General features: G+C 67.7%; 23 protein-coding genes, 4 tRNA genes and 1 riboswitch. Of the genes, 8 read left to right on the forward strand and 19 right to left on the reverse strand.

Annotation, left to right across the window (positions count from 1 at the left end):
- Window positions 1-19: 19 nt before the first annotated feature.
- Both GRB96_RS15135 and GRB96_RS15140 read right to left on the reverse strand, forming a co-directional pair.
- On the reverse strand, window positions 20-313 hold the full coding sequence (locus GRB96_RS15135) for a co-chaperone GroES (RefSeq protein ID WP_161432894.1): 294 nt from the start codon (window positions 311-313) through the stop codon (window positions 20-22).
- Window positions 314-518: 205 nt separating this feature from the next.
- Entirely contained in the window at window positions 519-1,058 is a 540-nt protein-coding gene (locus tag GRB96_RS15140; protein ID WP_161432895.1) for an FxsA family protein, read from the reverse strand.
- 193 nt (window positions 1,059-1,251) lie between these two features.
- On the opposite strand from GRB96_RS15140, the gene GRB96_RS15145 reads away from it, so the two are divergent.
- Window positions 1,252-2,013, forward strand: a complete 762-nt coding sequence (locus GRB96_RS15145) for an SDR family oxidoreductase (protein ID WP_161432896.1) — start codon at window positions 1,252-1,254, stop codon at window positions 2,011-2,013.
- A 62-nt stretch (window positions 2,014-2,075) separates the two neighbouring features.
- Here the strand turns inward: GRB96_RS15145 and GRB96_RS15150 are convergent, their stop codons facing one another.
- A complete protein-coding gene (locus tag GRB96_RS15150; protein WP_161432897.1) occupies window positions 2,076-2,357 on the reverse strand; it encodes a ComEA family DNA-binding protein in 282 nt (93 codons plus the stop codon).
- A gap of 243 nt (window positions 2,358-2,600) precedes the next feature.
- Here GRB96_RS15150 and pyrF point away from each other — a divergent pair, with 243 nt between their 5' ends.
- Window positions 2,601-3,296 carry an orotidine-5'-phosphate decarboxylase gene (gene pyrF / locus GRB96_RS15155; protein WP_161432898.1) on the forward strand — a complete coding sequence of 232 codons (696 nt, stop codon included), beginning with the start codon at window positions 2,601-2,603 and terminating at the stop codon, window positions 3,294-3,296.
- A gap of 3 nt (window positions 3,297-3,299) precedes the next feature.
- Here pyrF and lapB read toward each other — a convergent pair whose 3' ends face one another.
- From lapB to GRB96_RS15170, 3 genes are read right to left on the reverse strand one after another with little or no spacing between them, the layout of a single operon-like run.
- The gene (lapB, locus tag GRB96_RS15160) at window positions 3,300-4,481 is read right to left on the reverse strand and encodes a lipopolysaccharide assembly protein LapB (protein WP_161432899.1); all 1,182 of its coding nucleotides are present in this window, start codon (window positions 4,479-4,481) and stop codon (window positions 3,300-3,302) included.
- 1 nt (window position 4,482) lies between these two features.
- Window positions 4,483-4,788 (reverse strand): LapA family protein, encoded by a 306-nt coding sequence (locus GRB96_RS15165; protein WP_161432900.1) that lies wholly within the window; start codon window positions 4,786-4,788, stop codon window positions 4,483-4,485.
- A gap of 53 nt (window positions 4,789-4,841) precedes the next feature.
- Window positions 4,842-5,183: an integration host factor subunit beta gene (locus GRB96_RS15170; RefSeq protein ID WP_161432901.1), complete on the reverse strand. Its 342-nt coding sequence runs from the start codon at window positions 5,181-5,183 to the stop codon at window positions 4,842-4,844.
- A 133-nt stretch (window positions 5,184-5,316) separates the two neighbouring features.
- Here GRB96_RS15170 and GRB96_RS15175 point away from each other — a divergent pair, with 133 nt between their 5' ends.
- Together GRB96_RS15175 and GRB96_RS15815 are read left to right on the forward strand one after the other, a co-directional pair.
- Entirely contained in the window at window positions 5,317-5,610 is a 294-nt protein-coding gene (locus tag GRB96_RS15175) for an FAD assembly factor SdhE (protein WP_161432902.1), read from the forward strand.
- On the forward strand, window positions 5,570-5,965 hold the full coding sequence (locus GRB96_RS15815; protein ID WP_338074048.1) for a protein YgfX: 396 nt from the start codon (window positions 5,570-5,572) through the stop codon (window positions 5,963-5,965). Before GRB96_RS15175 ends, GRB96_RS15815 begins: the two co-directional genes overlap by 41 nt.
- A 60-nt stretch (window positions 5,966-6,025) precedes the next feature.
- On the opposite strand, the gene nadB is transcribed toward GRB96_RS15815, so the two are convergent.
- From nadB to GRB96_RS15220, 8 genes are all read right to left on the reverse strand, one after another.
- On the reverse strand, window positions 6,026-7,597 hold the full coding sequence (nadB, locus tag GRB96_RS15185) for an L-aspartate oxidase (RefSeq protein WP_161432904.1): 1,572 nt from the start codon (window positions 7,595-7,597) through the stop codon (window positions 6,026-6,028).
- Complete coding sequence (locus tag GRB96_RS15190; protein WP_161432905.1) at window positions 7,578-8,723, reverse strand: FUSC family protein; 1,146 nt, start codon at window positions 8,721-8,723, stop codon at window positions 7,578-7,580. The genes nadB and GRB96_RS15190 overlap by 20 nt, the downstream gene beginning before the upstream one ends.
- 47 nt (window positions 8,724-8,770) lie before the next feature.
- A tRNA-Leu gene (locus GRB96_RS15195) sits at window positions 8,771-8,857 on the reverse strand.
- Window positions 8,858-8,891: 34 nt separating this feature from the next.
- Window positions 8,892-8,965, reverse strand: a tRNA-Cys gene (locus GRB96_RS15200).
- 26 nt (window positions 8,966-8,991) lie between these two features.
- Window positions 8,992-9,066 (reverse strand) — tRNA-Gly (locus tag GRB96_RS15205).
- A 75-nt stretch (window positions 9,067-9,141) separates the two neighbouring features.
- A complete protein-coding gene (pgsA, locus tag GRB96_RS15210; protein ID WP_161432906.1) occupies window positions 9,142-9,690 on the reverse strand; it encodes a CDP-diacylglycerol--glycerol-3-phosphate 3-phosphatidyltransferase in 549 nt (182 codons plus the stop codon).
- Between the two features lie 70 nt (window positions 9,691-9,760).
- Window positions 9,761-11,575, reverse strand: coding sequence for an excinuclease ABC subunit UvrC (gene uvrC / locus GRB96_RS15215; protein WP_161432907.1), 1,815 nt, complete (start codon window positions 11,573-11,575; stop codon window positions 9,761-9,763).
- 10 nt (window positions 11,576-11,585) lie between these two features.
- Window positions 11,586-12,233 carry a response regulator gene (locus GRB96_RS15220; protein ID WP_161432908.1) on the reverse strand — a complete coding sequence of 216 codons (648 nt, stop codon included), beginning with the start codon at window positions 12,231-12,233 and terminating at the stop codon, window positions 11,586-11,588.
- Window positions 12,234-12,430: 197 nt separating this feature from the next.
- Between GRB96_RS15220 and GRB96_RS15225 the strand changes: the two genes are divergently transcribed.
- The 4 genes from GRB96_RS15225 (at window position 12,431) to GRB96_RS15240 (ending at window position 15,909) form a co-directional block, all read left to right on the forward strand.
- Window positions 12,431-12,506, forward strand: a tRNA-Ala gene (locus GRB96_RS15225).
- 232 nt (window positions 12,507-12,738) lie between these two features.
- Window positions 12,739-13,980 carry an efflux RND transporter periplasmic adaptor subunit gene (locus tag GRB96_RS15230; protein WP_161432909.1) on the forward strand — a complete coding sequence of 414 codons (1,242 nt, stop codon included), beginning with the start codon at window positions 12,739-12,741 and terminating at the stop codon, window positions 13,978-13,980.
- Window positions 13,970-14,704: an ABC transporter ATP-binding protein gene (locus tag GRB96_RS15235; RefSeq protein ID WP_161432910.1), complete on the forward strand. Its 735-nt coding sequence runs from the start codon at window positions 13,970-13,972 to the stop codon at window positions 14,702-14,704. The genes GRB96_RS15230 and GRB96_RS15235 overlap by 11 nt, the downstream gene beginning before the upstream one ends.
- Window positions 14,701-15,909, forward strand: coding sequence for an ABC transporter permease (locus GRB96_RS15240; RefSeq protein WP_161432911.1), 1,209 nt, complete (start codon window positions 14,701-14,703; stop codon window positions 15,907-15,909). The genes GRB96_RS15235 and GRB96_RS15240 overlap by 4 nt, the downstream gene beginning before the upstream one ends.
- Before the next feature lie 7 nt (window positions 15,910-15,916).
- Here the strand turns inward: GRB96_RS15240 and GRB96_RS15245 are convergent, their stop codons facing one another.
- From GRB96_RS15245 to argF, 5 genes are all read right to left on the reverse strand, one after another.
- Window positions 15,917-16,714: a thiazole synthase gene (locus GRB96_RS15245; RefSeq protein WP_161432912.1), complete on the reverse strand. Its 798-nt coding sequence runs from the start codon at window positions 16,712-16,714 to the stop codon at window positions 15,917-15,919.
- Window positions 16,714-16,923, reverse strand: a complete 210-nt coding sequence (gene thiS, locus GRB96_RS15250; protein ID WP_161432913.1) for a sulfur carrier protein ThiS — start codon at window positions 16,921-16,923, stop codon at window positions 16,714-16,716. Before thiS ends, GRB96_RS15245 begins: the two co-directional genes overlap by 1 nt.
- 33 nt (window positions 16,924-16,956) lie before the next feature.
- Window positions 16,957-18,054, reverse strand: a complete 1,098-nt coding sequence (thiO, locus tag GRB96_RS15255) for a glycine oxidase ThiO (protein ID WP_161432914.1) — start codon at window positions 18,052-18,054, stop codon at window positions 16,957-16,959.
- Window positions 18,055-18,114: 60 nt separating this feature from the next.
- Window positions 18,115-18,237, reverse strand: a riboswitch (TPP riboswitch).
- Window positions 18,238-18,311: 74 nt separating this feature from the next.
- Entirely contained in the window at window positions 18,312-18,617 is a 306-nt protein-coding gene (locus GRB96_RS15260; RefSeq protein WP_161432915.1) for a hypothetical protein, read from the reverse strand.
- Between the two features lie 84 nt (window positions 18,618-18,701).
- Entirely contained in the window at window positions 18,702-19,622 is a 921-nt protein-coding gene (gene argF / locus GRB96_RS15265; protein ID WP_161432916.1) for an ornithine carbamoyltransferase, read from the reverse strand.
- Between the last annotated feature and the right edge of the window lie 112 nt (window positions 19,623-19,734).

A 19,734-nucleotide genomic window follows, 5' to 3' on the forward strand; every position in this document is an offset into this window, starting at 1 on the left:
CCTGCGCTCAGCCTTCAGCTCAACCTTCGACTACGGCCAGGATGTCGGACTCGCTCATGATCAGGACTTCTTCGCCGTCGATCTTCTGCTTCTCGACGCCGAAGCCATCCTTGAAGATGACGGTGTCGCCGACCTTCACGTCGAGAGCGCGGACGTCGCCGTTGTCGAGGATCCGGCCGTTACCGACGGCGAGCACTTCGCCACGAGTCGGCTTTTCCTGGGCGCTGCCCGGGAGCACGATGCCGCCAGCGGTTTTCTGTTCTTCCTCAACGCGACGAATGATGACGCGATCGTGCAAGGGACGGATGTTCATTGCTCACGTTCTCCTGATGGTTCATGTGCCGATGATCCGGCGGTTTGTATCACGACCTCGCCACCGAGGCAGCGAGGGGAGGCGTCGGACGCCTTCCGTGTCAATGGCGCGAGAGTCGCGCCGAAACCTGTTGCTGACGTGTAAGTGGGGCTAGCCCATGGCCTTTCAAGGCCCCTCCGGAAATTTTTTTGCCGATCTGGCCGGATCAGCCGCGGCGCTCGTCCCGGGAGATGAACTCCCCCTCGATGACGCCGTCGTCGGCATCCCCTGACGCCGGCTCGTCGGCGCCGCGGCGGTGGCGGCCCTCGTCGGCCTGTGCCCAATCATCCCGGGGCTTGCCGGCGCCGTTACCAGAGGCGCTGGTGAAACCCTCGCTGTGGACATGAAAGCCCTGGGTGCGGATGCCAAGCCACGCCAGCAGCTTGCCCATCAGGCGCCGGGCATCGGGGATCAGGCACAGAAAACCCAGGGCGTCGGAGACGAAGCCCGGTGCCATCAGCAGGGCGCCACCGAAGATCAGGGCAGCGCCGGTCAGCAGCTCGCCGGAGGGCACTTCGCCGCGCTCGAGGCGCTCCCGGGCCCGGGCAAAGGTGGCGGCGCCCTCGCGGCGGATCAGGTGCAGGCCGATGAAGCCGGTGGCCAGCACCAGCAGCAGGGTGGTGAGCAGGCCGATCTGGCTGCCCACCGAAAAGAGGATGACGAAGTCGAGCAGGGCAAACAGCGTGAAGATAAGGAGAAAGGGCATGTGGCCTCCCATGATGACGTTCACGGTGAGATGGGGGCGAAGGCAGGGAAATCAAGCGTTGGTCGGCATCACTGGCCGGCGGGAGACAAAGGCGGGATTATAAGCTTAGTCACAGTGTCATGATGCGCTGCACACAAGTCTGCTACAGTGCCTGGCATCTACCGTTGACCCACCATCTTCCGGAGGAATCACGATGCAACTGCAGAATTCCGTTATCGCCATTACCGGTGGCGCCCGCGGCCTGGGGCTGGCCATGGCCGCCATGCTGGGTCGTCAGGGGGCCCGCCTGGCCCTGCTCGATACCGATGCCGCGACCCTCGACGAGGCCGTCACGGGACTCCATGGAGCCGGCGTCGAGGCGCGCGCCTTCGTCACCAACGTGGCCGACGAGGCCTCCGTGAAGCAGGCCTTCGCCGATATCGCCGACTCCCTGGGGCCGGTCAGCGGCCTGGTCAACAATGCCGGTATCCTGCGTGACGCCCTGTTGGTAAAGGCACGGGAAGGCAAGGTCGAGAAGACCATGTCCCTCGAGCAGTGGCAGTCGGTGATCGACGTCAACCTGACCGGCGTGTTCCTGTGCGGGCGCGAGGCGGCGGCACAGATGGTCGAGGCGGGCAATGAGGGGGTGATCGTCAATATCTCCAGCATCTCGCGAGCCGGCAACATGGGGCAGAGCAACTATGCGGCCTGCAAGGCCGGCGTGGTGGCCCTCACCACCACCTGGGCCAGGGAGCTGGCACGCCATGGTATCCGTGTCGGTGCCGTGGCCCCGGGCTTCATCGAAACCGAGATGACTGCCTCGATGCGCCAGGACATGCTCGACAAGCTGACCTCCGGAGTCCCACTCAAGCGGCTTGGCCAGCCGGAGAATATCGCCCAGAGCGTGCAGTTCATCTTCGAGAACGACTACTTTACCGGTCGCGTGATCGAGTGTGACGGCGGCCTGCGCCTGTGATCCACTGCTAGGCAGGTGGGGCTGGGTGGCGGCCGTCCGCTGGCCGCCCATGGAGCGCAGGATCAGAAGGTTACTTGGTCCTCCAGGTTGGCTACCGTACCGTCGCCGATGCCGCTGACGCGTGTGAGGTCCTCGGCGCTCTCGTAGGGGCCGTTGGCCTCGCGGTCCTCGACGATAGCCGCTGCCTTGCTCGGCCCGATTCCCGGTAGTTCGGTCAGCAGCTCGGCGCCGGCCGTGTTGACGTTGATCGGCTCGACTTCCTGGGCCATGGCGCTGAGCGGTGCGAGCCCCAGCATGAGCGTGACGAGGCAAACCCCGAAGAGGGCGTGAAACCTAGTTTTCATGTCACTTCCTCCGTTGTTGTAGTCGCATCCTTCGCGGGTGCCTCTTCAAGCTAGTCCCGGAGGGAAGATATTCCCGTGGGGCTTATGCCCGCTACTCTGTGGGACAGGTCGTCTTTGCGTCGTCGTCCTGGCGTGCAGGACGTAGGACAGAACGTCGGTCTCGATTCAGTGATCTCGCACCGCCCATATCGCCCATGGCTGGTATACTCTGGCGACGATTTCCTCTTGCCCGGAGCCCGGTTCGTGTCTACCGATTCCCCTCTGATCATTGCCCTCGACTACCCCTCCCTGGATGCCGCCCTGTGCATGGCCGACCGTCTCGATCCGGCACGCTGCCGCCTCAAGGTGGGCAAGGAGCTCTTCACCCGCAGCGGCCCTGACGTGCTGGAGGCTTTGCACGGGCGCGGCTTCGAGGTGTTCCTCGACCTCAAGTTTCACGACATCCCCAACACCGTGGCCGGCGCCGTGCATGCCGCGGCGGAGCAGGGGGTCTGGATGGTCAATGTCCATGCCGGTGGAGGGCGACGCATGATGGAGGCGGCCCGGGAGCGACTGGAGCGCCACGGTCTTGGCACACGACTGATCGCGGTGACCGTTCTGACCAGCATGACGGCCGATGACCTGGCCGAGGTGGGTGTGGGCGTCTCACCCGCCGCACAGGTGGAGCGCCTGGCGACCCTGGCCCGCGACAGCGGGATGCACGGTGTGGTGTGTTCGGCCCAGGAGTCTGCCCGCCTGCGCGAGCTGTGTGGCGACGATTTCCTCAAGGTGACGCCGGGCATTCGCCCCGCCTTCGCCCAGGTCGGCGACCAGCAGCGCATCATGACGCCGGGGGATGCCATGGCCGCGGGCAGCACCCACCTGGTGGTAGGGCGCCCGATCACCCAGGCGGAGGAGCCCATGGAGGCCCTCGCCGCCATCGAGGCCGAGCTCAACTAGCCGCTACTCTCCCTCGATGCCGGTGATCGGGCGGGTGGTGCCCCAGCTACGACAGCGCGGGCACTGCCAGTGCAACTGGTCGCCGGTGAAGCCGCAGCGGCGGCAGCGGTGGCGGGGGAGCTTGCCGAGCAGGTCGGCGGTATGGCGCTTGAGCAGGGCCAACTGTTCCAGCGCCTCGCCGTGACTGTGCTGGTGGTAGAGGTCGATCAGGTAGTCCAGCGCTCCCAGGCTCGCCTCGCGATTGAGCTGTTCACTGACCAGGGCGATCGCGGGCTCGATGCCCTGGTGATGGCGGATGGTCTCGGCCAACTGGATGATCACGCTGGTGTAGGGGGTCTCCTCGAGCAGGTCGTGGAGGTGGCGTATCAGGCCATCCTCGTCGTCTAGCAGGCGGTAGGCGTTGCTCAGTGGCTCCAGCAGGGTCGGGGTGAAAGCCGCATCCTGGGCGGGGATTCGCGACAGCAGGGTGATCTCCTGGCGGTAGTGGCCCGTGTCGTGCTCGAGGGAAGCCAGCAGCAGGTTGGCGCGCACGCAGCGTGGGTCGACGTTGAGGGCCTGCTTGAGGTGGCGGCGGGCCAGCACCGGAGTGGCGTTGGCGCGCTCCTCCTCGGCCAGCTGGCAGAGCCAGTGGGCCGCCGCACGCCGCAGCTGTCGATCCTCACGGATCAGCTGGGGGTTGGCCACCTTGAAGGCCTCCGACCATTCGCCCTCGCGCTCGAAGAGGTCCGCCAGCAGCCGGCGTGCCGATCGCCGCAGCCCGTCGTCATGGGTATCGCGCAGCAACCCCTTGAGTAACCGCTCGGCACGATCCAGCAAGCCCAGGGAGAGAAAGTCTCGGGCCAGCTCCAGTTGTACGCGCTCGCCCTGGACGGGCGTCAGACTGGGTCGGGCCAGCAGGTTCTGGTGGATCTTCATCGCCCGGTCAGCCTCGCCGCGGCTGCGGAAGAGGTTGCCCAGGGTGATATGGGTATCGATGGTCTCACTGTTGACCTGCAGCGCCCCGACGAAGGTCTCGATGGCGCGATCCTGCTGGTCGTTGAGCAGGTAGTTGAGGCCCACGAAATAATCCCGCGCCAGTCCTTGCGGAGGCGCGGGATCGTTCGGCTTGCTGCGTTCGCGGCGGCCCAGCCACCAGCCGATGGCGACGGCTGCCACCAGAATGGTCAGCAGCAGGGCATCGGGCATATCAGGGGAGTTCCTTCAGCTCCTGGACACGCAGCTTGTCGAGCTCCTTGCGCTGCTGCTGATTGTGGCGCTGGGCGCGGGTCAACAGGGCGCGCAGGCGCAGGTAGACGCCGCTCATGGCCAGCATGCCCAGCAGCACGCCAGCCGCCAGTGAGGCCAGCAGCCAGACCGACAGCGAGGCGGGCGGCAGCTCGATCCAGATCAGGTTGAGCGGCAGGGCCTCGCGATTGTTAACCGCGAACAGGATGCCGACCAGTAGAACCGCCAGCAGGATGATGGCCAGGATCAGGCCTTTTAGCCAACGCATGCGAAGTGTCCCCTGTGAAGTAAGAGTTGGGTCGGGAGAGAGGAGCGCCGGGCTCAGTAGCCCAGCACGCGGCTGTCGTCTACCTGCTCGCGCAGCTCCTTGCCAGGTTTGAAGTGTGGCACGAACTTGCCGTCCAGCGCGACCGGTTCGCCGGTCTTGGGATTGCGCCCGATGCGGGGTTCGCGGTAATGCAGCGAGAAGCTTCCGAAACCGCGTATCTCGACGCGCCCCCCGGCGGCCAGGGTCTCGGTGATATCCTCGAGAATCAGCCGAACCGCCGATTCCACTTCCTTGAGCGACAGCTCGGGCTGACGCATGGCGATCTGTTCGATCAGCTCGGACTTGGTCATCTCGGGTCTCCGTTGGCGGCGCGGCTGTTGTTTTATTTCAAGCATACTCGGCAAAACGAGACAAAACAACGCACTACGACCATAGGTAGAGACCTCGATCCGTGACCGGCGTCAGCTGTGTCGCCGCGCCGCCTCGGTTATACTGGCGCCACACCCCAAGGCAAAGGCGAGGTCGACCTTGAACGAACCATCAAGCCCGGAGACGGCACAGCGCAAGCGGCTCTACTGGCACTCCCGCCGCGGCATGTGGGAGCTGGACCTGCTGCTGGTGCCCTTCCTCGAACAGCGCTATGACGCCCTGGAGCCCGCCGACCAGGCCGCGTTCCGTGACCTGATCGACGAGGAGGACCAGGATCTCTTCATGTGGCTGATGCGCCGCGAGCTCCCTGCGGAGCCGGTGCGTCGGCGCATCGTCCAGATGATCATCGAGCATGCCGAGAGCGCCGACAGCGTGTCGCATCGGCCGGTCTAGGCTGGCTCTGCTGGTCCATCTCCTGCCGGCCGCTGCGGTGGCCGGCCTCATCGCGACAGTCCTTGCTCTCTGGTGGTGGCTCCCCGTGGCACTCGGCCTGGGGGCCATCACCTTCTGGTGCGTGCGTGACCAGCCTCAGGGGGAACTGAGTGCCGAGGCCCTGCCCGGCGGAGGGTTGCAGTGGAAATGGCGGGATGCAGGGGACACGGCCCCGCGACCGGTCAGCCTGCGCTGTGACTACCTGGGGCCCTGGCTGGTCGGGCTGCGTCTGAATGGGAGGCGGCTGTGGTTGTGGCCCGATAGCTGCTCGCCGTCTGCCCATCGGGAACTGCGGCGCTATCTGGTTCGCCACTAGGCCGACCCCCTCTCCGGTGCCGTCCACCGGACTGGCCTGTCTCCGTGCTTGCGGCTCCGCTCAGTCGAGGTCGCTTAGCCGGATCCGGGAGGGACGGGGAAGGGGGTCGCCGTGGTGCGGGCAGTCCGGGTTGTAGTGTAGGCCGCGGGACTCGCGGCGCGCCCGGGCGCTGGCCACGGTCAGCCGCGCCAGGCGCAGCGAATGCCACAGGCTCGTCAGCTCGGCGGCCGGCTGGCCGCGTCCTGCGACCTCGACGATCTCCTGCTGCAGCTCGGCCAGCGTTTCGGCGGCCTCGGCCAGTCCGGCGTCACGGCGCACGATGGCCACCCGGGCGCTCATCACGCCGCGCATGCGCTCGCGCCACTCGGCGAGTGCCGCCGGTGTTGCCTCGGCCCTGGCCCGGGTGGCAGGCGCGCTGACGAGCGGCACCCGCGAGGCATCCTGCAGCATGGCAGCGCAGCTGCGCGCAAACACCAGGCACTCCAGCAGCGAGTTGCTGGCCATGCGGTTGGCGCCATGCAGGCCGGTGCAGGCCACCTCGCCCACGGCGAAGAGGTGGGCCACGTCGGTGGCGCCATGCTGATCGGTGGCTACCCCGCCACAGCTGTAGTGGGCCGCCGGCACCACTGGGATCGGGGCCTTGACGATATCGATGCCACGGCCGGCGCAGTGGGCGTAGATGGTGGGGAAGTGCTCGCGGATCGCCGCCTCGCCCAGATGGCGCACGTCGAGGAAGACATGCTCGCTTGCGGTGCGCTGCATCTCGGCGTCGATGGCGCGCGCAACGACGTCTCGCGGCGCCAGTTCGGCACGCGGGTCGATGGCCGGCATGAAGCGTTCGCCGTGGATATTGAGCAGTCGCCCGCCCTCGCCGCGCACCGCCTCGCTGATCAGGAAGGGGGTGCCCTGGGGGTCGTAGAGGCAGGTCGGGTGGAACTGCTGGAACTCCAGGTTCATCAGCGTGGCACCGAGCTCCGCGGCCATCAGCATGCCCTCGCCACTGGCCGGTTGGGGGCTGGTGGTGTGGCGATAGAGGCCGCTGGCGCCGCCGGTGGCCAGCACGGTGTCGTGGGCCGGCAGGTCGATCGGCTGCCCGTCAGTGTCGAGACAGCGTGCGCCTCGGCAGCGGCCGGCATCGTCCTGGAGCAGGCCGATGGCGGTAAGGTCGTCGCGGATGTGGATCGCCGGATGCGCCGCGACATGGGCCTTTAGGGTATCCATCAGCGCACGCCCTGTGGCGTCGGCGGCGTGGATGATGCGTCGCGCGCCGTGTCCGCCCTCCCGGGTGAGGTGGTAGGGGTAGTCGGCCCCGGGGCTGGCATCCCGCGTGAAGGGGACGCCCAGGCCAAGCAGCCATTGGATGGCCGCCGGCCCCTGCTCCACGGTGAAGCGCACCGCGGCCTCGTCGCACAGGCCGTCGCCCGCCACCAGGGTATCCTGGATATGCGCCTCGATATGATCGCTGGGGGAGAGTACTGCGGCGATGCCGCCCTGGGCCCAGCGGCTGGCGCCCCGGTCGTCGCTGGCGGGGCGCAGCAGGGTCACGCCACGCTGGTCGGCCACCTCCAGGGCGAGTACCAGGCCGGCGACGCCGCCGCCGATGATAAGCACGTCATGGTTGGCGTGGGGCATCTTGCGCTCCTCTGTCGGGCGTGGCGGTGTGGCGGCGAGCCCACTTGCGCCCCGAGGCGCGACGCAGGCGGCGGCTGGGCAGGCGGGTCAGGCCACCCAGGCGGGTGACCAGGGCCTCGGTGAGGCGTGCCAGCTCACGGTTGAGCCACAGGTAGCCGCTGGGGCTGAACAGCGCCCGTCCCTGCGCACTGACCGCGGTGGTGGCGAGCGGGGCGTAACGCTGGAGGTCGAACTGGCTGATCTCGACCGCGATGGGCTGGCCGGTACGCACCTGATAGGCCAGGGTGCCCAGCTCCCGGGCGAGGCGGTGCTGTTCGTCGCGCAGCCCTTCCATCGCCTCGATGCGATCATGGCCGGCACGGGTGTTCCAGTGGGTCTCCAGCAGCAGCTCGATGGTCGAGAGCATGCGCCGCTGCAGGGAGATGATGTCATCCAGCTCGTCGCGCCGCAGGCGGCGTTCGCGATGGATGGCATCGACCAGGCCGCGCTGCTTGACCAGTGCCGAGCTGGCGGCCTTGAGCAGGGCGCGGGTATCGATATCCAGGGCCGCCGAGGCGGTGGTGTGCACGTGGAACAGGCGCGCCATGCGATCGAGGTTCTCGGCCAGCATGAAGCGCATCATGTCGGTGGCCTTCTGGGGCAGTACCAGCACCGTGATCACGATGCCGACCAGGGTACCCAGCAGCACGTCGAAGGCGCGCCACAGTCCCACATCCAGGGCGTGGCTGCCGTCGCCGACCACCAGCAGCAGGCTGATGGCGAACATCAGGCCGCTATAGCCGTGTCGATTGCCGAAGGTGAGCCAGGTGGCGATGCCGATGGCGACCAGACTGCCGGCGGGGATCAGCAGCGGCAGGTCGATGGGCAGCAGGATCAACAGCAGGCCGGAGGCCGCGCCGAGCACGGTGCCCAGCAGCCGCTGGCGCCCCTTGTCGAGCACACCGCCGATATGTGGCAGGTTGCCCATCACCATCACGGTGCTGACCAGCGCCCAGCCGGAGTGGGGGATCGCGAACAGGCGGATGATGATAAAGGTGGTCGTCAGCGCCAGCAGCACGCGCAGGACATGCAGTCGGCGACGATAGCGGTAGGTAAAGAAGGGGTCGCGCAGGGGCGGCAGATTCATCAAGCGTTTGCCCCGCAGAGGTATCGACTAGCGCATCGACTGATGGCTGGTGCCCGGAGCCGGGCTCGAACCGGCACGGTGTCGCCACCGAGGGATTTTAAGTCCCTTGCGTCTACCAATTTCGCCATCCGGGCGGCACGGTGTCGGGCAGTACAGGAAATCGGGGAGTGGAGGCTGGAGTCGGAATCGAACCGGCGTACACGGAGTTGCAGTCCGCTGCATAACCACTCTGCCATCCAGCCTCATCGAGTCGGGCCATTCGAAGGAATGGAGCGGGAAACGAGATTCGAACTCGCGACCCTCGCCTTGGCAAGGCGATGCTCTACCACTGAGCTATTCCCGCCTGACTCGAGAGCGAATTATACGGATAAGCCGGTGACTGTCAAACGTTTTTGCGCCTCGCTTACTGGGTCACTGCCTACATGGAGCGCCGGAGGTGGGGCCAGGCCGCGCGAAGGTAGAGAACCATCGACCACAGCGTGAGCGCGGCGGCCACGTAGAGCGTTACCACCGCCAGCATGGCGATGGGGGTGCCGGGGGCGAAGGCCAGCAGCAGGAAGATCGCCACCATCTGCAGGGTGGTCTTGAGCTTGCCGATCCAGGACACCGCGACGCTGCCACGCTTGCCCATCTCGGCCATCCACTCGCGCAGTGCCGAGATCACGATCTCGCGGCCGATGATCACCAGCGCCGGCAGGGTCAGCCAGATCACGTCGTAGCGCTCGATCATCAGCGCCAGGGCCACCGCCACCATCAGCTTGTCGGCCACCGGGTCGAGGAAGGCGCCAAACGGGGTAGTCTGGTTCCAGCGCCTGGCCAGGTAGCCGTCGAGCCAGTCGGTGACCGAGGCCAGGGCGAAGAAGCCGGCGGCCAGCGGCATGCTCCAGGTGAAGGGCAGATAGAACAGCACCACCAGCAGCGGGATGAAGGCGATACGGACCAGGGTGAGGATATTCGGGATGTTCATCGCGCGAAGCTGTCCTTGCCGGTGATGGGGAGCGTTGAGCGTTGACGTATTCTATCCCCCTTGGCGGCCATCATCCATGTAGGGCGCGATGGATCGTCTCGGCCAGGCTGTCGCTGATGCCCGGCACCCGGGCGAGTTCGTCGCGGCTGGCCTGCTTGACCCCCTGCAAACCACCGAAGAAGCGCAGCAGTTCGCGCCGGCGCTTGGGGCCCACGCCGGCGATACCCTCGAGGGTCGAGGTGCGGCGTACCTTGTCGCGGCGGGTGCGGTGGCCGGTGATGGCGAAGCGGTGCGACTCGTCGCGGATGTGCTGGATCAGGTGCAGCGCCGGAGAGGAGGCCTCGAGGTTCAGCGTCCGCTCCACGGTCTCCAGGAACAGCGTCTCCAGGCCCGCCTTGCGGGTGGTGCCCTTGGCCACGCCGAGCAGGGTGATGCCGGTGACCCCAAGGGATTCGAGCACCTCGCGGGCCATGTTGAGCTGCCCCTTGCCGCCATCCACGACGAGCACGTCCGGCGCCTGGCCCTCGCCCTCCTTGACGCGTCGGAAGCGGCGGGTCAGCGCCTGCTGCATGGCCGCGTAGTCGTCGCCCGCCGCGACGCCCTCGATATTGAAGCGCCGGTAATCCGACTTGCGTGGCCCGTTCTGGTCGAACACCACGCAGGAGGCGACGGTGGCCTCGCCGTGACTGTGGCTGATATCGAAGCACTCCAGCCGCGCCGGGGGTGCCTGCATGCCAAGGGCCTCGCGCAGCGCCTCGAAGCGTCGTGCAAGCTGGTTCTGGCTGGCAAGCTGGCCGGCCAGTTGTTGTTCGGCATTGGTGCGCGCCAGCTCCTTCCACTGGGCGCGATGGCCGCGCACCTGGTCGGTAATGCGTACGCGGCGGCCGGCGCGCTCGCCGAGTGCCCGGGCGATCAGCTCGGCATCCGGGACGGGGTGGCTGGTGATCACCTCACGGGGAATCTCCCGGGCCTGACCCAGGTAGTACTGGCTGATGAAATCGCCGAGCAGCGCCTCCTCGGACAGGTCCAGGCCGTTGGCGGGGGCGTGGTGGCGGGCCCCCAGCAGGCGCCCCTGGCGGATCGCCAGCACCGAGATGCACAGCGCCCCGGGGCGGCTGGCCAGCGCAAAGGCGTCGGCGTCGCCATCCCCGGTGTCCACGAACTGGCGCTGCTGCAGCTGGCGCAGCTGCTGGACCTGGTCACGCAGCCGTGCCGCTTCCTCGAAGGCCAGTTCGCGGCTGGCCGCCTCCATGGCATCGCTCAGCTCGCGGGTGACCTGTTCGCTCTTGCCCTCCAGGCACTGCACAGCGTGTTCCAGGTCGCGGCGGTAGTCGGCCTCGCTGATGTAGCCCACGCAGGGCGCGCTGCAGCGATTGATCTGGTACTGCAGGCAGGGGCGTGTGCGGTGGGCGAAGACGCTGTCCTCGCAGTTGCGGATGCGGAAGATCTTCTGCATCAGCGAGAGGCTGTCGCGCACCGCGTGGCTGCTGGGGTAGGGGCCCAGGTAGCGGCCGTCATCGCGGCGCTGGCGGGCGCGCTTGTACTCCAGGGCCGGGAAGGGATGGCGGTCCGTGACGAAGACGAAGGGGTAGGACTTGTCATCACGCAACAGGATGTTATAGGGCGGGCGCAGCTCCTTGATCAGGGTCTGCTCGAGCAGCAGGGCCTCTGTCTCGCTGTTGGTCACCGTGACCTGGATATCGGCGATGCGTCCCACCAGCGCCTGGGTCTTGGTGTTGAGTGCGCCACGGAAGTAGCTGGCCAGGCGCGCCTTCAGGCGGCGCGCCTTGCCGATATAGAGGGTGTCGCCAGCTGCGTCGAGCATGCGGTAGACGCCGGGGGCCTCGCTGACGTGGGCCAGGAAGCGGCGATGGTCGAAGGTCATGGCTCGCAGATTACTGGAGGCTGGAGAAGCCTTCCACCAACCCGTGGCGAAGCCCCAGGTGGGTGAGCTCCACGTCGGAGTTGACCCCGAGCTTCTCGAAGACGCGATAGCGGTAAGTGTTCACCGTCTTGGGGCTGAGGAACAGGCGGTCGGAGATGTCCGCGACCTTCTGGCAGTTGATGATCATCATCGCCACCTGCATCTCCCGGGAGGAGAGCTCGTCGAAGGGGTTCTCCGGCGCATCGATACGTGACAGTACCAGACGCTGTGCCACGTCGGGGCTGACATAGCGTTGGCCGTGGAATACCTCGCGGATGGCGCCAACCATCTCGTCGTGCTTGGAGTCCTTGCTGACCAGGCCCCAGGCGCCGGCATCCAGCAGGCGCTGGGCGAAGGTATCCTCCAGCCAGGCGGTCAGGATCAGCACCCGGGCATCCGGCAGGGTGCGGGTGATCTTGCGGGTGGCTTCGAGCCCGCCGATACCCGGCATGCGCACGTCCATCAGCACCACGTCGGGCTTGAGGCGGCGGGTCTGGGTGATCGCTTCCTCGCCATTCGAGGCCTCGCCGATGACCCGCAGGTCCTTCTCGGCATTCAGCAGGTGGGCCAGGCTGGTCCTTATCAGGTGGTGGTCATCGGCAATGAGTACCTTGATCAAGGCGGGTGACTCCTGAACGGCTCGGCGGTGGCGAGACATCTCATCGAAAGGGGCGGGTCATTAGTGGGGTAAAGAGTCGCACAACTGGCCGTAGGGAGGAAAGCCTACTTAGGCAGGGAGGGTCATGAAAAAAGGACTTGACGCGACACCCTCGGGACCGTATTATTTGCCCCGTTCTCGCGATGGCGAGACGACGTGGGGCCTTAGCTCAGCTGGGAGAGCGCAACACTGGCAGTGTTGAGGTCAGCGGTTCGATCCCGCTAGGCTCCACCAACAAGACATCTCGAATCAGCCGCTTAGCGCACCCCGCTAGGCGGCTTTTTCGTGTGCCCGAGGGGGCGCATCGTGTTTCCTGCGCGTACGGAGTGGCGTTGGCGTGTAGGGAGAGCGGCAGGCGCGCCATGGCGTCGACATGTCGCAGGATCATTGACGTTTGCCGTCTGGTGCCGGCCGCCGCGCTTGCGTACTCTGTTGGCACATTCACGAGTGTATGGAAGCGGGCGAGATGGCTGACGAGGCGCGGGCGCTGGACGAACTGGCCGATCAAGTGTCGCGGACCCTGGAGCAGGGCAGAGGGCGACGTCGCCTGGCAGTCATGTTCTGGGGCCTGCTGTTGCTGCTGGTGGCGGTGGCGGCGTGGTGGTGGTGGCCCGAGGAGGAGACAACCCGCTGGCAGCAGGTGGCGCTTGAGCGTGGCGACATGCGGCTGACCGCGACGGCCACCGGCAACCTGGCGGCGAAGAGCGAGGTGACGGTTGGCGCCGAGATCTCCGGGTTGATCACCGAGGTGAACGTCGCCGAGAACGATGCCGTGGCACAAGGCCAGGTGCTGGCGCGCTTCGACACCGAGGAGCTGGAGGTCGCGCTGACCCAGGCCGAGGCCCGCCACGCCTCGGCCGTTGCGGCGGTGGACGAGGCCCTGGCCACCCAGGAGGAGGCGGTGCTGGCCGAGCGTCGCCTGGCCTCCCTGGTGGCCCGGCAGAGCGTCTCGCGTGAGGCGCTGGATACCGCTCGAGCCACCCGCAAGCGCGCCGATGCTCGGGTGGTGACGAGTCGTGCGGCGGTGCTGGAGGCAGAGGCGGCGGTCAGCCAGGCGCGAACCCGCCTGGGCAAGAGCGTGATCACCTCACCTATCGACGGGGTGGTGCTGAAGCGCCAGGTGGAACCGGGCAATACCGTGGCGGCCAATTTCCAGGCGCCGGAGCTGTTCCTGCTCGCCGAGGACCTCCAGGTGATGGAACTGCATGTGGCGGTGGACGAGGCCGATGTGGGCCTGGTGGCCGCGGGGCAGCCCGCACGGTTCGGGGTGGATGCCTGGCCCAACCGCGAATTCGAGGCCGAGGTGCTGTCGGTCTACCTCTATCCCACCATCGAGAACAACGTGGTGACCTATACCGCAGTGCTCGGCGTGGACAACACCGAGGAGCTGCTGCGACCGGGCATGACCGCCACCGCCACCATCACCACCGGCGAGCGTCACGACGTACTGCTGCTGCCCAACCAGGCGCTGCGCTTCTCTCCGCCGGCGGCACAGGATGCCGGCGGAAGCCTGATGATGGGGCCGCCGGGCATGCGCGGCGGCGGCCAGGCAGCCGCCGGCAATGCCGTCTGGGTGCTGCGCGATGGCTCGCCGCTGCGGGTGCCGGTGCGTACCGGCTACACCGACGGGCAGCACACCGAACTGCTGGGCGGTGACCTGGCCGAGGGTGACGAGGTGCTGGTGGGGGTGCAGGCCGATGCCCGCTGAGGCCGGACTGGCACCGGCCAGGGGGCTGCCGATCCTCGAGATGCGCGGCATCCGCAAGGTCTACGGCAGTGGTGGAACGGCAGTGCACGCCCTGGCCGGGGTGGATCTGACCATTCGTGCCGGGGAGTTCGTGGCGGTCATGGGGCCGAGCGGCTCCGGCAAGTCCACCTGCATGAACCTGCTGGGCTGCCTCGACGTGCCCAGTGCCGGGGAATACCGCTTCTGCGGCGTGCCGGTGGCGGGACTCTCCCGGGATGCCCTGGCGTTGCTGCGCCGCCACTACATGGGCTTCGTGTTCCAGAGCTTCAACCTGCTGCCACGCATCACGGCGCTGGACAACGTGGCGCTGCCACTGGTCTATGCCGGCGAGGGGCGTGAGCGCCGGCGCCGCCGCGCCATGGCGACGCTGACATCGGTAGGCCTGGCGCAGCGTGCCATGGCGACCTCGAGCCAACTCTCCGGCGGCCAGCAGCAGCGGGTGGCCATCGCCAGGGCCCTGGTCACCGAGCCGCCACTGCTGCTCGCCGATGAGCCTACCGGCAACCTGGATACCGCGCGTGCCGAGGAGATCATGGGCCTGCTCGCCGCACTGCGTGCCGACCGTGACATCACCATCGTGATGGTCACCCATGAGCCGGATATCGCCGCCCATGCCGACCGGGTGCTCTACTTCGTGGATGGTCGCCTGACCCGCGACGGCACCCCGGCGGAGGTGCTGACATGAGGCTTGCAGATACCCTGGGCATGGCCGTGCAGGCCATCGTGCGCAACAAGCTGCGCTCCTTCCTGACTACCCTGGGCATCATTATCGGCGTGGCCAGCGTGGTGGCCATGGTCCATCTGGGCCAGTCGGCCACGCGCAGCGTCACCGAACAGATCGCCAGCATCGGCTCCAACCTGCTATTCGTGATGCCCGGTACCGCCCAGCGCGGCCCCGGCGGGGTGCGAACCAGTGCCGAGCCCTTCGCCATGGATGATGTGGAGGCGCTGCGCCGCGAGATCGAGGGCATCCTGGTGGCGCCCGGGCTCTCGCGCTCAACCAGTGTGGTGCTGGGCAATGCCAACGAGACGCTGAGCGTGGAGGGCACCAGCAACGAGTACTTCACGGTGCGCAACCACGCGGTGGCCCAGGGGCGCGGCTTCGAGGAGGCGGAGCAGCGCGCCGGGGCGGCGGTGTGCGTGATCGGCCAGACCGTGGTGGACGAGATGTACGGCCTGCAGGAGCCCCTGGGCAGCACCCTGCGGGTGGGGCGCACCGCCTGCCAGGTGGTGGGCGTGCTGGAGGCCAAGGGGCAGTCCATGGGGCAGGATCGCGACAAGGCGGTGCTGATGCCGATCAAGGCGGTGCAGCGCCGCCTGGTCGGTGAACTGGATGTCAGCGTTGTCTACGTCTCGGCGCTGGTCGACGGCACCACCCAGCGGGTGCAGGGGGAGATCGAGGCGCTGCTGCGTCAGCGTCGCCGCCTGGCCGAGGGGGAGCCGGACGACTTCTATGTGCGGGATACCCAGGACATCGCCGACGCCCTGGAGCAGACCACCGCCACCCTGACCATCCTGCTCGGCGCCATCGCCGCGGTGAGCCTGCTGGTGGGCGGCATCGGCATCATGAACATCATGCTGGTGTCAGTGACCGAGCGGACCCGGGAGATCGGCATCCGCCTGGCCATCGGTGCGCGCAGCGGCGATGTGCAGACCCAGTTCCTGGTGGAGTCGGTGCTGCTGGCCACCCTGGGCGGCCTGGTCGGGCTGGTGCTGGGCGTGGGCGGCACCTGGCTGGTGACCGAGAAGCTGGGGATGCCCTTCGTGCTCTCGCCTGCGGTGATGGCGCTGGGCTTCTCGTTCTCGGTGGCCATCGGGGTGGCCTTCGGCTACTTCCCGGCCCGCAAGGCGGCGCGCCTCAACCCCATCGAGGCGCTGCGCCACGAGTAGCCGGGTCTCAGGGCTTACTGTGCCAGAAGGGCTGGCCCAGGGTCGGGGTGCTGGGGCTTGCCGTCTGGCGCTGCTCCATCAGTCCGGCCCGGTGGGCCTCGCGCCCCGCCTCGATGGCTCGGGCGAAGGCGCCCGCCATCTGTGCCGGCCGGCGTGCCCTGGCCACGGCGGTGTTGAGCAGCACGCCGTCGAAGCCCATCTCCATGGCCTCGGCGGCCTGGGAGGGGGCGCCGAGGCCGGCATCGATGATCAGTGGCACGTCGAGGCGTTCGCGCAGGGTGCGCAGGGCGTAACGGTTCATCAGTCCGCGTCCGGTGCCGATGGGCGCGCCCCAGGGCATCAGCGCCTGGCAGCCGGCCTCGTGCAGTCGCTGGCAGAGCACCAGGTCGTCGGTGCAGTAGGGCAACACCTTGAAGCCCTGGTCGATCAGTTCCCGGGCGGCCTCCAGCAGGCCGAAGGGGTCGGGCTGCAGGTTGTAGTCGTCGCCGATCACCTCGAGCTTGATCCAGGGGGTGTCGAACAGCTCCCGGGACATCTCGGCCAGGGTGATCGCCTCCCGGGCGGAGCGACAGCCGGCGGTATTGGGCAGCAGCCGGCAGCCGCTCTCGCGCAGGATCTGCCAGAAGGCGTCGCCGTCGCCGCCGGCGGGGTTCTGGCGGCGCAGCCCCAGGGTGAGCATGTCGCAGCCGGCGGCGGCGATCGCCTCCTGCATCACCCTGGGTGAAGGGTAGAGGGCGGTGCCCAGCAGGAAACGGCTGGTGAAGGCCTCGCCATAGAGCACCAGGGCGTCGTTGCGAGTGTTCATCAGCCACCTCCTACCGGGGCCACGATATCGATGCGGTCGCCGTCGTCGAGGGTGCGCTCGGGCCAGGTGGAGCGGGGGGCGAAGGCGTCGTTGATGGCCACGGCGACGCGTCGCTCGCCGTACCCCCAGCGCTCCAGGGCCTGGTCCAGGGCGGTACCCTCGGGCAGCCGGGTGGCATCGCCATTGAGGCTCAGGGTGATCTCGTTCATGGGGCACTCCTCTTCAACGGTTTCGACGCCGGGTCAAGCCAGCGACTCCTGGGGCGCGGCCTCGGACAGCACCGCGGCGAAGGGGCGCTCGCCCTTGTCGCGGATCTCGGCCAGCACATGGTCGACCACCGCTGGGGCCAGCAGGTAGCCATGGCGGAACAGGCCGTTGGCGCCGATCAGGCCGTCCTCTCGGGAGACGTGGGGCAGGTTGTCGCGAAACGCCGGCCGCAGGTTGACGCCCTGCTCGAGGATGCGCGCCTCGGCGAAGGCCGGTGACAGGGTGTAGAGGGCGCTTGCGAGCTCCAGCGACGACTGCAGCGAGATCGGCGAGCGATCCTCGCTCTCGATGGAGGTGGCGCCGATCACGAAGCGCCCGCCGGGCTTCGGGACCACGTAGAGCTGGTAGCGTGGGTGCATCAGGCGAACCGGCCGGGAGAGGTGCACCTCGTCGGTATGCACATGCAAGGTCTCGCCGCGCACACCGCGCAGGGTGGGGTGGCGCGGCCTGGCGCCGTGGCCACGGCAGTCGATGACCAGGTCGAAGGCGCGTCGGCCGACGGGCGTGGTCACTTCACCGGGATGGGTCTCCACCGGGGTGTGGCCGTGACAGTCGCCGCCCAGGGCATGAATCGCCTCGAGCAGCCGGTTGAGCAGCTCGCGGTTGTCCAGATGGGCCTCGTCGGCGAGGAACAGGCCGTGGCGAAAGCCCGTCAGGCCGGGCTCCAGCGCACGGACGCCGGCGGCATCCAGCTCACGGTAGCCCGGGGGGGCGCCAAGGGCGTCGTCCAGGTCACGCCGGAACTGGGTCAGTTCGTTCTCGTCCTGGGGGTGGGCCACCACCAGGCTGCCGCGCCGGTGCCACAGTTCCGTCGCCTCGAGTTCGGCGAGCCACTCGGGCCAGCGGGTCAGGGCCACGCGGCCCATGTCGTAGACGCAGCGCTCGCTGACCACGGTCTCGGCCAGGGGGGCGACCATGCCGGCGGCGGCCCAGGCCGCCGCCGGAGGGGTGTCGAGTGCGCCGGCGTCATACAGGGTGACGGCGTGGCCGTCGCGCAGCAGCCGCCAGGCGAGAAGGCGGCCGAGCAGACCGGCGCCGGCCACGGCAATGCGGCGTTGGGAAGGCGTGTTCATGGGGCTGGTATCCGGCGGTTGGCGGTGACGAGCAGGCCGGATGCGGGACAGGGGCGTGCAGCGATGCACGATCTTGTTCCCTCCGCAGGCATCAACCTGATCAGGTTCAACGGGTTCGGCCGTACCGATCTCAGCCCTCGAGCAAACCGCTGCGCGGCTACCAGGGCTCCCCGACAAGTGCTGTCAACATAACCAAAGAGGCCCGCCGACGCAATCGAGCGTCGGCGGGCCTCAGGATAGGGTCGGCGGTGGGCCGATCAGGCGCAGTCGGCAGCACCCTCGCCGAACATGTCGAACAGCAGCTCGCGGCCCATGCCGGTGAGCACGAAGCGCCGCTGCTCATTCCAGGTGGCGGCCTCGCTGCTCTCGAGGATGCGCTGGCAGGCCGACCACTCGCGGCAGTCGCTCTCCAGCGTCTCCAGGGCATCGGGGTCGAGGCCACGATGGGGCACGGTGACGGTCTCGAGGACGTGGCCCTGACGGTAGAGCAGGGCGGCCATGTTGGAGAGGCACTGGCGCAGGCTGCGCTGCATGCCGAAGGTGTCGATCGAAGGGGTAGTCATGCGCCGCGTCTTCCTTGGTGGAATGTGCTGCGGCGCATTATACAACCTTGGTCGCACAAGACCAAGGTCTAATGAGTGCCGGCGTCAGTCGTCAACCTGGCCCAGCAGCAGGAACTCGATCAGCGCCTTCTGGGCGTGCAGGCGGTTGCCGGCCTCCTGCCAGACCACGGCGCGCGGGTCGTCGAGCAGGGTTTCGCTGATCTCCTCGCCGCGGTGCGCAGGCAGGCAGTGCAGGAAGAGCGCGTCGTCCTGCGCTCGATCCAGCAGCGCCTCGGTCACCTGGAAACCGGCGAAGGCCGCTTCCCGCTTGGCCTGCTCCTCCTCCTGGCCCATGGAGGCCCAGACGTCGGTGGTCACCAGGTCCGCACCGGAGACGGCCTCGGCGGGATCGCGCAGGATGGTGACACGGTCGCCCGCGGCCGCGAGGATATCCTGGCGCGGCTCATAGCCCTCGGGGCAGCAGATGCGCAGCCGGAAGTCGAACTGGCGGGCGGCATTGATCCAGGAGTGGCACATGTTGTTGCCATCGCCGATCCACACCGCAGTCTTGCCCCGCACGCTGCCGCGCAGCTCGGTCCAGGTCATCACGTCGGCGAGCAGCTGGCAGGGGTGGTAGTCGTCGGTCAGGGCGTTGATCACCGGCACGCTGCTGGCGGATGCGTAGGCCTCGAGCCCGGCATGGGAGAAGGTGCGGATCATGACGATGTCAACCATCTCCGAGAGCACCCGGGCGGTGTCGCCGATGGGCTCGCCACGGCCGAGCTGGGTATCGCGGGGCGAGAGGAACAGCGCATGGCCCCCGAAGTGCGCCATGGCGGTCTCGAAGGAGACCCGGGTGCGAGTCGAGGACTTCTCGAAGATCATCGCCATGGTGTGGTTCGGGAAGGGGGTATAGGTGGGGCCCTCCACCTTGAGCGCGTTCTTGATGGTGATGGCGCGCTGGATCAGGTTGCTCAGCTCTTCGGGGCTGGCATCCATCAGGGTCAGGAAGTGCCGAGTGGCCATGGGGTGCTCCTCGTAAAAACGCACATCCTAGCCAGCCGCCGGGGGATGCGCAACGCGCCATGGATCAGTAGAATGGCCTCCATCAAGACCTACTGTCGGAGTCGGGTATTGC

Origin of the sequence: Halomonas alimentaria, assembly GCF_009902005.1 — a bacterium.
Taxonomy (GTDB): Bacteria; Pseudomonadota; Gammaproteobacteria; order Pseudomonadales; family Halomonadaceae; genus Halomonas; species Halomonas alimentaria.